This is a genomic window from Polaromonas sp. P3_C2, from assembly GCF_056402675.1.
Genome location: NZ_JBFUGX010000045.1, coordinates 1 through 11,648, shown reverse-complemented (window position 1 = coordinate 11,648; position 11,648 = coordinate 1). Strand labels below are relative to the sequence as shown.

Here is an 11,648-nt window from a genome sequence, read left to right as displayed (position 1 = left end):
GCATTGACCAGTCCATCGCCATGGGCGCCTTGTTCACGGCCCACCACCTGGGTTGCAAAGCCATTGTGGCGCTGACCGACTCGGGCTCTACGGCGCTGTGGATGAGCCGCCACCGTATCCATATCCCCATCTACGCGCTGACGCCCAAACTGGCGACCCAGCGCAAGATGGCGCTGTACCGCAATGTCAGGCCGCTGCTGATGGACCAGAGTGTCGAGCGCGACACCGCGCTCGGCGATGCCGAGGCCCACCTGAAAAAACGCGGCATCGTCGAAAGCGGTGACATTTATGCCATCACCTGCGGCGAACCCATGGGCGCACCGGGCGGCACCAATATGCTGAAGATCTGCAGGGTAGCTTAAAGATATGGCCCCCACGGTCGCTCACTTCGTGTAGCTCCCTGCCCCCCGAGGGGGCCGCCCGCCTGCGGTCTGGCAAAGCCAGTCCCGCGGCTCATGCTGGCTTGAAGAGTTCTTTGAGCGCAACCAGCGGGGTATTCCACCAGCAGGGGCCAAGGGTCCGGCTTCGCCGGCCCAAGGCGCCGCCCCCTTGAGGGGGGAACAGGCTACACGCAGTGAGCCTGGACGGGGGTGGGCAACGCTTACAAGCAGTTACGGCATGCATTCAGACACAAGTTCGGTTATCCCACCCTATTCGGGTAAACGTTAGAATCAAGGCTTCGGTTACTTCGTGGTTACGGGCGTTTCCAGGCGGCTTTTACGCCGCACGGCCCTCGCGAGGAACCCGCCTTTTGGCAGTGTTTTTCTAACTTCTGGGGATATCACACATGGCACTCGTTTCTATGCGCGAGCTGCTGGACCATGCGGCAGTCAACGGCTACGGCATTCCGGCTTTTAACGTCAACAACCTTGAGCAGGTGCAAGCCGTGATGGAAGCGGCCAAAGAGACCGGCGCGCCCGTCATCCTGCAGGCCAGCGCAGGCGCCCGCAAGTACGCCGGTGAACCCTTCATCAAACACCTGATCGAGGCGGCTATCGAGATGTATCCCAACATCCCGCTGGTCATGCACCAGGACCACGGCCAGAATCCTGCCGTTTGCCAGGGCGCCATCGACCTTGGTTTTTCGTCCGTGATGATGGACGGCTCGCTCGAAGCCGACGGCAAGACCATCGCCAGCTATGAATACAACGTCGAGGTGACCAAGAAGGTCTCGCAGCTGGCCCACAAATACGGAGTTACCGTCGAAGGTGAGCTCGGCTGCCTGGGTTCGCTGGAGACCATGAAGGGCGACAAGGAAGACGGCCACGGCACCGACGCCACCATGACGCGCGAGCAGCTGTTGACCGACCCCGAGCAGGCCGCCGACTTCGTCAAGCGCACGCAAATTGACGCGCTGGCGATTGCCATCGGCACCAGCCACGGCGCCTATAAATTCACCCGCAAGCCCACCGGCGACATCCTGGCGATCGACCGCATCAAGGAAATCCACAAGCGCATCCCGAGCACCCACCTGGTGATGCACGGCTCGTCCTCGGTGCCGCAGGAAATGCTGACTGTCATTCGCCAGTACGGCGGCCAGATGAAGGAAACCTACGGCGTGCCCGTCGAGGAAATCCAGGAAGCCATCAAGCACGGCGTGCGCAAGATCAACATCGACACCGACATCCGCCTGGCCATGACCGGCGCGGTGCGCAAGTTCCTGGCTGAAAACCCCGAGAAATTCGACGCCCGCGAGTGGCTCAAGCCCGCCCGCGAAGCCGCCAAGGCCCTGTGCAAGCAGCGCTACATCGAATTCGGCTGTGAAGGCCAGGGCGCCAAGATCAAGGGTGACGCCCTGCAGGTCGTGGCCGCCAAGTACGCCAAGGGCGAGCTCGCCCAGGTCGTGCATTAAACTTCAACGCTATCGCGACAGGCATCCGTAACGAGTGCCGGCGTTGGCCGGCTGCAAAAGCGGCATTTACTTGAGGGCGCCTGTGTTCCCACTTTCCTTCGTGTCGCTTAGGGCGGCTGCTTTGGTGCCGTTTGTCATGCTGCTCACATCGTGTGCGGCGCCACAGCGGCCGATCGTCGAAAAAACAGGTTTCGTGCCGTACGCCCAGATGCAGTTGTCCGGGCAGTTCGAAACCGTGACCCTGACGCGCGAGAATTTTGGGGCCACCGCGAAACGTTGCATGCCGTCCTGGACCGAGCGCAGCACTACGGCGGTGCTGGGTAACTGGAAGCTTCCGTTGCCGCGGGGAACCACAGTGATCCACGGCCATGAGCGCGATGCCGGCTACCTTGTCGTGACGGGATCCACTGCCGTCTGCATCGCACAGTCGGAGGGTAAGCACCCTATCCTGGCCGGTGAAGCCTTCTACAAGACCATCAATCCTTCAGGTGTTCCGCCTGATGTTTCCGAAGGCTGGTACCTGCAAATTGCAGCCGCCATCGCGCGCACCGGCACGGCCAGCGTGATCTACAAATTCAGCAATGGCAATGCGCAGCTCAGCAAATACTGGATCGAGCCGGCTTCTTCCTCGCCTTCGAGCCTGAGCTACTGGACCGAATTCAAGCGCGCCGGCGAATGGTCTGCGGCGCCCTCGGACATCGTGCTCTCGCACCCGGCACTTGCCAGCGTTTCTTCCATCAAGTACGGCTCACAATTCTCCAAGCCGTTCCTGAGCCACCGGTTCAATTGACATGGATCCATTGATGACAGTTCCTGCTCTCCATACTTCCGCCCTGACCTCCCTGCCCCTGCTCGCGCGTGGCAAGGTGCGCGATAACTACGCCGTGGGTAAAGACAGGCTGCTGATGGTGGCCAGCGACCGGCTGAGTGCATTCGATGTCATCCTGGGTGAGCCGATTCCCGGCAAGGGCGCGCTGCTCACGCAGATGGCGCTGTTCTGGTTTGGCAAGCTCGGCCACATCTGCCCCAACCACTTGACAGGCGAGACGCCCGAAAGCGTGGTCACGCCGGCCGAGGTGCCGCAGGTCGTGAACCGCTCCATGCTGGTCAAGCGCCTCAAGCCCATCCCGGTCGAAGCCGTGGTGCGCGGCTACCTGGCCGGCAGCGGCTGGAAGGAATACCAGGAGAGCCAGGCCGTCTGCGGCGTACCGCTACCCGCGGGCCTGAAGAACGCCGGAAAACTGCCCGAGCCCATCTTCACACCGGCCGCCAAAGCCGAAGCCGGCGAGCACGACGAAAACATCAGTTACGAGCAGGTCGTCAAGGTTGTGGGCCCCGAACTCGCCGCGCAGATTAAAAAGATCAGCATCGAGATCTATAGCACCGCCGCCGCCTTCGCCTTGACCAAGGGCATCATCATTGCCGACACCAAATTCGAATTCGGCCTTGATGAGAATGGCGTGCTTACGCTGATGGACGAGGTACTGACACCGGATTCGTCACGCTACTGGCCGATTGAAGGCTATGAAGCGGCCTACGCGGCTGGCCAGAACCCGCCCAGCTACGACAAGCAGTTTGTGCGCGACTGGCTTGAAAGCGTACGCATCAACGGCAAGCCCTGGGACAAAACCCCGCCTGCGCCGCACCTGCCGGCCGATGTGGTTGCCAAGACCGCTGCCAAGTACCAGGAAGCCTTGGCCCGCCTGACGGCCTGAGGCACGGCAGCAGTCGCCGGCGCTCTCCATGGAGTTCCTGCTCGAGTTGCTGTTCGAATTTTTCGGTGAACTGTTTTTGCAGCTCTTCGGTGAGTTTTTTGGCGGTGTTTTCAAGGCGGCCTGGTACAAGCTGCACGGACGCGACCATGAGCTCACTCCCGTGCAGGAAGCTGCCTGGTCTGTGGCTACAGGTGTTGGCGCCGGCCTCCTCACCGTGCTGGTGGTGCCTCATCTGGCGATTCGCCTGCACTGGCTGCAAATTCTCAATCTGCTGCTTGCCCCTTTGCTGGCGGGGCTGCTGGTCGAAAGGGCTCGTGCGTGGCGCGAATCGCGCCGTGAATTCAGCGTTGAGGTGGCAGGCTATGCCGCGCTGTTCGGGTTTGCTTTTGCCTTGACGCGCTGGCTGTTTGGCCAATAAGCCCTAGCTCAAGACGACGCTGCTGAGGCGCCGACGGTACGTCGCCACGGTCGCATCTTCCGGCGGGATTTGCCCATCAGCCACCTTGGGCTTGGGCGCTTCCATGACGTCGAGCACGGCGATGTAGGTCTTGCGGGCCAGGTCTTCGCTCCAGGCCTTGTCGCGCATCAGGATTTCCAGCAACTCGTCCAGCGCCTCGGTCCAGCGCTGCTGTGCCATGAGCCAGCGGGCTTTGTCAAAACGTGCTTCGAAGTCGCGTTTGTTGGCCGTAATCTTTGCATCAAAACCGGCTGCGGCGCCCACTCCATAAGCGCCGACAGCTACAAAATCCATAGCATCCATCCAGCGCTTGAGCGAGTCAAAACGCCGCACCACCGTGGTCTGGGCGATCACCGGCGCAAACGCCACCTTGGCGTCGTCTTCGCGGCCCAGCTGCAGCAGCAGCTTCACATAGTCAAAGCGGGCGTTGTCGTCGGCCGGGTTGGCGGCGACGGCATGCTGGAGTTTTTCCAGCACGGCAGTGGGGTCGGTGCTTTCTTCTTCGAGCGCGAGTTCCTGCTCTTCGGGCTGCTCTTCAGCCGGCGGCAAATGCTTGTCGAGAAATTCCTTGACCTTGCCTTCGGGCAGGGCGCCGGCAAAACCGTCCACCGGCTGGCCGTTCATCATCAGGATGCAGGTGGGGATGCTCCGGATGCCGAAAGCGGCACCCAGTTGCTGCTCCTGGTCGGAGTCGATCTTGACCAGCTTGAAGCGCCCGGCATATTCCACTTCCACTTTTTCAAGGATGGGCCCGAGCGACTTGCAGGGGCCGCACCAGGGCGCCCAGAAGTCGATCAGCACAGGCGTGGTCATGGATGCGGCAACGACTTCCGCTTCAAAGTTGGCAATGGTGACGTCGATCATGGTCTGGCAAAGTTGGGGTATCGGGGCCGGTTTTCAACCGGGTCGGCGCAGCTGGACGCCTGAGAGGCAAGAGCGTAGCACGCACGGCCCGGCCCTTGCGGTGGCCTGCCCTTAAAATCATGGGGTTAGAACCTGCAACCCCGGCCTTGAAGGTCCCCGCATGACAACAAGCAACAATTCGGCAAAACCCCTGGTGGGTGTGGTGATGGGCTCCAGCAGCGACTGGGAGACCATGCAGCACGCCGTGCAGATCCTGACGCAATTCGGCATTGCGCACGAAGCCCGGGTGGTGTCGGCCCACCGCATGCCCGACGAGCTGTTTGCCTATGCCGAAGGTGCCGGCGGTCGCGGCTTGCAGGCCATCATTGCCGGCGCTGGCGGCGCAGCGCACCTGCCCGGCATGCTGGCCGCCAAAACCACTGTGCCGGTGCTGGGCGTTCCCGTGGCCAGCAAGCATTTGCAGGGCGTGGACTCGCTGCACAGCATCGTGCAGATGCCCAAGGGCATTCCGGTCGCCACCTTTGCCATCGGCAACGCCGGCGCAGCCAATGCAGCCCTGTTCGCGGTGGCCATGCTGGCCCTGCACAACCCGGCGCTGGCCGCCCAATTGCAGGCTTTCCGTGCAGAGCAAACCGCTGCCGCGCACGCCATGACGCTGCCGCCAGCATGACCGCCTCCACCTCTTCCCGGGCCGCCTCCAGCCTGCCGGAGTTGCCTATTTTTCCCGGCACGGCCTCGGCCTCCGGCCAGCCCGCTACCCTCGGCGTGATGGGCGGCGGCCAGCTGGGCCGCATGTTTGTGCATGCCGCGCAGCGCCTGGGTTATTTCACGGCGGTGCTGGACCCCGATCCGCAAAGCCCCGCGGGCCTGGTGAGCCATCACCACATCCAGGCCGGCTACAGCGATGAAAAAGGGCTGACCCAACTGGCCGCACTGTGCGCCGCCGTCACCACCGAATTTGAAAACGTGCCCGCCGGCGCGCTGCAGGCGCTGGCCGCCAGCCGGCCCGTGGCACCCGGCGCTGCCGCCGTGGCCATCGCGCAAAACCGCATCGAGGAAAAATCCCACTTCACCGCCAGCGCTGCTGAATCCGGCGTGCTGGCCGGCGTTACCTGCGCACCCTACGCCGTGATTGAAACAGCCGGGCAGCTGAAGGCCGTGCCGGCCGGCTTGCTGCCCGGCATCCTCAAGACCGCGCGCATGGGCTACGACGGCAAGGGCCAGGTCCGCGTCAAGAATGCGGACGAACTGGCCACCGCCTGGGCTGGCCTGAAGCAGGTGCCCTGTGTGCTCGAAAAAATGCTGCCGCTCAAGGCCGAGTGCTCGGTCATCGTGGCGCGCGGCTGGGACGGCAGCGTCGTGAGTTTTGCGCCCCAGCTGAATGTGCATGTCGACGRCATCCTCGCGGTGACGCAAGCTTATGAAGGAAATATGCCTGCAGCGCTTGCTGGTCGTGCGCAAGCAGCTACCAAAACCATAGCAAAACACATTGACTATGTCGGCGTGCTCTGCGTCGAGTTCTTCCTGGTGGACGACGGCAGCGCCGATGGCGCGCTCATCGTCAATGAAATGGCGCCACGCCCGCACAACAGCGGCCACTACACGATGGACGCCTGTGACGTGTCGCAGTTCGACCTGCAGGTGCATGCCATGGCCGGCCTGCCGCTGCCGCAGCCGCGCCAGCATTCACCGGCCATCATGCTCAACCTGCTGGGAGATGTGTGGTTTGACGCTCACGGAAAGATGCGCACGCCCGACTGGCAGGCCGTGCTGGCACTGCCCGGCACGCACCTGCATCTCTACGGCAAAACCGAAGCCCGCACCGGCCGCAAGATGGGCCATCTCAACATCACAGGCCCCGACGTCGCTTCAGTCAAGGCCACGGCACGCCAGGTTGCATCCATCCTGGGCCTGCCCGGCCTGGACGCCCTCTGATGATTCTTCCCGGTACGGACCCTGAGGCCATTCTTGAAGCCGCACGCCGCATCCGGGCCGGCGGGCTGGTGGGCTTCCCGACGGAGACGGTGTACGGCCTGGGCGCCGACGCTTCCAGCGATCAAGCCGTCGCCGGAATTTTTGAAGCCAAGGGCCGACCGTCCGACCATCCGCTCATCGTGCACGTGGCCGATGCGGCACACGTAGACGCTTACGCCAGCAGCGTGCCGCCGTTTGCCGCGCGCCTGATGAAAGCCTTCTGGCCCGGGCCGCTCACCGTGATCCTGCCGCGCAAGGAAGGCGTGGCGGCGGCCGCGGCCGGCGGCCAGGATTCCATCGGCCTGCGCTGCCCCTCACACCCTGTCGCGCTGGCTTTTCTGAAGGCTTGCGACACCGGCGTGGCCGGCCCCAGCGCCAACCGTTTCGGCCGCGTCAGCCCCACCACCGCGCAGCACGTGCAGCAAGAGTTTGGCGACAGCCTGCTGGTGCTCGATGGCGGGCCCTGTGATGTCGGCATCGAGTCCAGCATCGTCGACTGCACGCGCGGGCGCCCCGTGCTGCTGCGCCCGGGCATCCTCACGCGCGCACAACTGGAAGCAGCATGCGGCGAAGCCGTACTGGGCAAGGACGAATTTGAGCAGCAAGCCCTGGGCGCAGGCGATGCGCCACGTGCTTCCGGCACGCTGGAAGCGCACTACGCGCCCGACGCCAAGGTGCGCCTGATGGACGCCGGCCCCATACAAACCGCACTCGATTTGCTGGGCGCCGACGCGGCCCACATCGCCGTCTTCGCGCGCAGCATCGTGCGCATCAAGTCCGACAAGGTGTTGTACCGCCGCATGCCTGACGATGCACTGGCCACCGCACAGCAACTGTTTGCCGTGTTGCGCGACTTTGATACCAAAGGCGTCAAGCTGATCTGGATTGAAAACCCGCCGGCCGATGCCGGGTGGGACGGTGTGCGCGACCGGCTGCAGCGGGCTGCCGCGAGCTGAGGCGCCCTTCCCGGGAGGCCGCTAAGGTGTTTGCCCAAATTTCGGGCATTGTGGCGCAATGCCGCGCCAAGCGGTGTTTTCGTCCACAAGTCCCGCCGCCATCAACAGCCTTGTCCACAGGCGGCAGGGATAACTTGCAGGCACTTCGACGAAGCATCCGTGCCTGCCGCGCGGGGCGTGTATGGCATCGGGCTATTCAGTCACCGCGCCCGTACACCAGCTTCATCACCAGAATGGCCAGCGCCAGCCCCAGCGTGACGGCGTTCGCCAGCACGATGGGCCAGGCGCCCGCCAGCACGCCGTAGGCCAGCCAGAGTGCCACGCCAACGGTAAAGGCGCTGTACATCGCCAGTGAAATGCCGCTGACATCGCGGCTGCGAAAGGTCAGCCAGGCCTGCGGCGCAAAGCTCGCCGTGGTCAGCACGGCTGCCAGAAAGCCCACGATGTCTGTGGCGTTCATCGCTTGCCCTCCTTGACGGCCCATTCCAGCATGGCGTCCAGTGCCGGGCGCGCAGCGGGCGCGTTCGGGTGGTTGATCAGCCCCACCRCGATGTAGCGTGCGCCGCTGTCGCCATTGGCATAACCGGCAACCGCGGTCACGTCGCGCAGCGAGCCGGTCTTGACGAAAGCCAGTCCGGCCACCGGCCTGGCGCGTTCGCGCATGGTGGCGTCGGTGCCGGCCACCGGCAGCGAATCGGCGAGATCAGCGGCAAAAGGGCTTTTTGCGGCGTGCTGCAGCAGGGCCGACAGGCTGGCGGCGCTGATGCGTTCATCGCGRCTCAGGCCCGAGCCGTTGTCCATCACCGGGGGCGTGCTGCCGGGCAGGCTTTTGCGCCACCAGGCGGTGAGCGCTGCGCGCGCAGATTCAAGCGTGCCGGCCTTGGGCTGGCCCAGGCCGGCCCAAAGCCCGAGTGTCAAAAAGAGGTGCTGGGCCATGATGTTGTTGGAGTATTTGTTGACGTCGCGCACCATTTCCAGCAATGGCGGCGACTGGTATTCAAACCGCACTGCGGCCTTTTCGCCCGAGAGGGTGCCGGTCCTGCGCAGCATGGCCAGCTCTGCCGGCGTGGCGTCGCGCACTGTGCCCGTCAGCAGGCCACCCAGTTGCCGCCACGAGCCTTCGATGGCGCGTGCCGCAAAGCTCACGGGGTCGGAATAGGCGCTGGGCCACACCTTTTCGCCGCAGGCCGAAGAATAGGTACCCAGGAATTCGATGTTGACGGGATTTTCAACACTGGCGCGCAGCTCGCTGCGCCAGTCGCCGCAGCGCGCCACACGCACGATCGGCACCGTCGTGCCCACCTGCACACCTGCCAGCGGCGGCTCATAGCGCACCAGCGCGCGGCCGTTGGGCAGGTCCGGCGTGAAGGTCATCACGATGGTTTTGAAATTGATCAGCAGCGCATCGGGCCGGGCGTTGTAGGGCCGCAGCGGCTCGCCGTCAAATTCGCCCGGATCGGTGGGCGGCACGCTGAAGGCGCTGCGGTCCAGCACGATGTCGCCGCGGATCGCCCGCGCCCCGCCGGCCTGCACCTCGGCCAGCAGGGCCTGCAGGCGTTCAACGACCAGCTTGGGGTCGCCGCCGCCCTGTACCACCATGTTGCCGTTGAGCAGGCCGCCCGAGGCGCTGCCGTCCAGTATCACCTTCGTCTTCCAGGTGAAGTCGCGGCCCAGCGCGTCGAGCGCCGAATACGTGGTCACCAGTTTCATGACGGAGGCAGGGTTCATCGGCACATCGGCGCGCCAGCTCAGGCGCGGCACCGGTTTGCCGCTGCCGGCTTCCACCACCAGCATGGACACCGCATCGCGCGGTACCCTGGCGCGCGACAGGGCTTTTTCAATCGGGGCCGGCAGGCGTGCGGTTTGTGCCAGGCCGGGGCTTGCGGCCAGGGCTGCCATGGCCGCCAGGGCAGCCAGCGCAACAGTGTGTGTCGTGCGCGGGCGCAGCAAGTCGTGGGTCATGCGGGGATTATCGCGGTTGAGCGTTCTGCAAGGCATTGCCGGTGGGCGCCGGGGTGGCCGGCCATTGGCGCGGATAATCAGGGCTTACCCATCGGCCCCAGCCTCCGGGTACCCGCAGATTGCTATGAATTTAATAGCTGCTTGCGCCTGATATATAAGGGCATGAGCCCGATTTAATGCCTGAACTTGTGAAATTCCTCGCTTTTGACACCAGCACCGACCGCATGTCCGTGGCGCTGACCGACGGTGCGCGTGTCTGGCAGCACAACGGCCCGGGCGGCGCGCAGGCTTCCACCACGCTGATCCCCGCCATCCTGGCGCTGCTGGCCGAGGCTGGCCTGGCGCTGGGCGAGCTGGATGCCATCGCCTTCGGGCGCGGCCCCGGCTCCTTTACCGGCCTGCGCACGGCCTGCGCGGTGGCGCAAGGCCTGGCGCTGGGCGCCAACCAGGGCGCCGGCATTCCCGTGCTGCCTGTCGACACGCCGATGGCTGTGGCCGAAGAAGCGCGCTTTCAGCAGCAGGGTGATGGCGATGCGACCCTGCGCGTCACCGCGCTGCTGGATGCGCGCATGGACGAAATGTATGTGCAGGGTTTTGAGTTCAGCGGCGGGCACTGCCGGGCGCTCGGCGAATGCGGGCTGGTCCGGCCTGAAAACCTGGTGCCTGACACTGCGGCCGGTTTGTTCGCGGGCAATGTTTTTGCGGTATACGCCGGGCGGTTGCCGGACAGCCTTGCGGCATTTGCGCAGGCCGAGGCCCTGCCCACCGCCACCGCCATGCTGCGCCTGGCGCCGCAGCTGGCTGCTGCCGGGCTGTGCGTCAGCGCCGACCTCGCCCTGCCGCTCTACGTTCGCGATAAAGTAGCGCTGACCACCGAAGAGCGCGACCAGGTCAAGGCCGCCAAGCTGGCCGCCGCTCCACCCCTTTCATGAACGCCATCCTCAAGCCCCTCGAAGCCCAGTTCGAAGCCATGACAACTGCATGGCTGGATGAGGTGGTGCGCGTGGAAAAAACCGCGTATGACCACCCCTGGACGCACGGCAATTTCAACGATTCGCTCAACGCCGGCTACCAGGCGCAACTGCTCACTGCCGGCAACCCGCCCGACGCCGTGCTGCTCGGTTATTTCGTGGCCATGAAGGGCGTTGACGAAGTACACCTGCTCAACATCACCGTGGCCCCCGAACACCAGCGCCAGGGCTGGGCCCGCATCATGCTGGATGCGCTGGCCCTCTGGTCGCGCGGAGAGGGCGCGCAGTGGCTGTGGCTGGAAGTGCGCGTGAGCAATGTGCGGGCCAAGGCCATCTATGAACGCTACGGCTTTCGCCATGTCGGCACGCGCCGCAACTACTACCCGGACGGCGCTTCCACGCGCGAAGATGCGGTCGTCATGAGCCTGGCGCTATGAGCCTGGACCTCGACAAACGCCAGCGCGCCATGCTGCGCGAAATGGGTGTACGCGTGTGGTTGCCGGTCGCTGCTGCGCCTGCTGAAGCTGCCGTTGCTACTGATTTGGTAGCTGCTGGCGCACAGTCAGTAACGCCTGCAAGTGAATTTGATCAAAAAGTCAGTGCACCTTCCACGTCCGCTACGCCGCGTGAGGTTGCGCCGCCCGTGCGGCCCGTGCAGGCGCCGGTTCGCCCGCTGGCCGAAGCGCGCGAAACCGCTGCACCCGGCACGACGGCAGCGTGGCGCATGGGCAACGCGCAAGCCCTGTACGCTGACGCCGCCCATGCCGAAGGCGCACGCTGGCTGGTGCTGGCCGAAACGCCGGCGGCTGCGCTGCAGCGGGAGTCTTTCAACCCCTTTGAAGGCGATGCCGGCAAGCTGCTCGACAACATGCTGCGCGCTACGCGCCTGCACAAGGC

General features: G+C 64.5%; 13 protein-coding genes and 1 pseudogene. 11 read left to right on the top strand and 3 right to left on the bottom strand.

What is annotated here, in order from left to right; translation table 11 throughout:
• The 5 genes from AC1DWI_RS03735 to AC1DWI_RS03715 form a co-directional block, all read left to right on the top strand.
• Positions 1 to 362: pyruvate kinase alpha/beta domain-containing protein (locus AC1DWI_RS03735; protein WP_477724395.1), on the top strand; the 362-nt coding region annotated here is incomplete at its 5' end.
• Positions 363 to 787: 425 nt separating this feature from the next.
• Positions 788 to 1,852: a class II fructose-bisphosphate aldolase gene (fba, locus tag AC1DWI_RS03730; RefSeq protein ID WP_477670633.1), complete on the top strand. Its 1,065-nt coding sequence runs from the start codon at positions 788 to 790 to the stop codon at positions 1,850 to 1,852.
• 136 nt (positions 1,853 to 1,988) lie between these two features.
• Positions 1,989 to 2,642, top strand: coding sequence for a hypothetical protein (locus AC1DWI_RS03725; protein WP_477670634.1), 654 nt, complete (start codon positions 1,989 to 1,991; stop codon positions 2,640 to 2,642).
• Between the two features lie 13 nt (positions 2,643 to 2,655).
• A complete protein-coding gene (locus tag AC1DWI_RS03720; RefSeq protein ID WP_477670635.1) occupies positions 2,656 to 3,567 on the top strand; it encodes a phosphoribosylaminoimidazolesuccinocarboxamide synthase in 912 nt (303 codons plus the stop codon).
• A gap of 28 nt (positions 3,568 to 3,595) precedes the next feature.
• On the top strand, positions 3,596 to 3,985 hold the full coding sequence (locus AC1DWI_RS03715) for a hypothetical protein (RefSeq protein ID WP_457282404.1): 390 nt from the start codon (positions 3,596 to 3,598) through the stop codon (positions 3,983 to 3,985).
• A gap of 3 nt (positions 3,986 to 3,988) precedes the next feature.
• On the opposite strand, the gene trxA is transcribed toward AC1DWI_RS03715, so the two are convergent.
• A complete protein-coding gene (trxA, locus tag AC1DWI_RS03710; RefSeq protein ID WP_477670636.1) occupies positions 3,989 to 4,888 on the bottom strand; it encodes a thioredoxin in 900 nt (299 codons plus the stop codon).
• A gap of 160 nt (positions 4,889 to 5,048) precedes the next feature.
• Between trxA and purE the strand changes: the two genes are divergently transcribed.
• The 3 genes from purE to AC1DWI_RS03695 are packed head-to-tail and all read left to right on the top strand — an operon-like array spanning position 5,049 to position 7,818.
• On the top strand, positions 5,049 to 5,558 hold the full coding sequence (gene purE / locus AC1DWI_RS03705; protein ID WP_457282402.1) for a 5-(carboxyamino)imidazole ribonucleotide mutase: 510 nt from the start codon (positions 5,049 to 5,051) through the stop codon (positions 5,556 to 5,558).
• Positions 5,555 to 6,823, top strand: a complete 1,269-nt coding sequence (locus AC1DWI_RS03700) for a 5-(carboxyamino)imidazole ribonucleotide synthase (protein ID WP_477724394.1) — start codon at positions 5,555 to 5,557, stop codon at positions 6,821 to 6,823. The genes purE and AC1DWI_RS03700 overlap by 4 nt, the downstream gene beginning before the upstream one ends.
• Positions 6,823 to 7,818, top strand: a complete 996-nt coding sequence (locus AC1DWI_RS03695) for an L-threonylcarbamoyladenylate synthase (protein WP_477670638.1) — start codon at positions 6,823 to 6,825, stop codon at positions 7,816 to 7,818. Before AC1DWI_RS03700 ends, AC1DWI_RS03695 begins: the two co-directional genes overlap by 1 nt.
• Positions 7,819 to 8,014: 196 nt before the next feature.
• Here AC1DWI_RS03695 and AC1DWI_RS03690 read toward each other — a convergent pair whose 3' ends face one another.
• Complete coding sequence (locus AC1DWI_RS03690) at positions 8,015 to 8,278, bottom strand: SemiSWEET transporter (RefSeq protein ID WP_457282398.1); 264 nt, start codon at positions 8,276 to 8,278, stop codon at positions 8,015 to 8,017.
• Positions 8,275 to 9,780 (bottom strand): D-alanyl-D-alanine carboxypeptidase/D-alanyl-D-alanine endopeptidase, encoded by a 1,506-nt coding sequence (gene dacB / locus AC1DWI_RS03685; RefSeq protein WP_477724393.1) that lies wholly within the window; start codon positions 9,778 to 9,780, stop codon positions 8,275 to 8,277. Before dacB ends, AC1DWI_RS03690 begins: the two co-directional genes overlap by 4 nt.
• A gap of 176 nt (positions 9,781 to 9,956) precedes the next feature.
• On the opposite strand from dacB, the gene tsaB reads away from it, so the two are divergent.
• From tsaB to AC1DWI_RS03670, 3 genes and pseudogenes are all read left to right on the top strand, one after another.
• On the top strand, positions 9,957 to 10,712 hold the full coding sequence (tsaB, locus tag AC1DWI_RS03680) for a tRNA (adenosine(37)-N6)-threonylcarbamoyltransferase complex dimerization subunit type 1 TsaB (RefSeq protein ID WP_477670640.1): 756 nt from the start codon (positions 9,957 to 9,959) through the stop codon (positions 10,710 to 10,712).
• Complete coding sequence (gene rimI, locus AC1DWI_RS03675; protein ID WP_477670641.1) at positions 10,709 to 11,188, top strand: ribosomal protein S18-alanine N-acetyltransferase; 480 nt, start codon at positions 10,709 to 10,711, stop codon at positions 11,186 to 11,188. The genes tsaB and rimI overlap by 4 nt, the downstream gene beginning before the upstream one ends.
• Positions 11,185 to 11,648, top strand: a pseudogene (locus tag AC1DWI_RS03670) (uracil-DNA glycosylase family protein); the annotation flags it as partial. The gene rimI and the pseudogene AC1DWI_RS03670, both read left to right, overlap by 4 nt.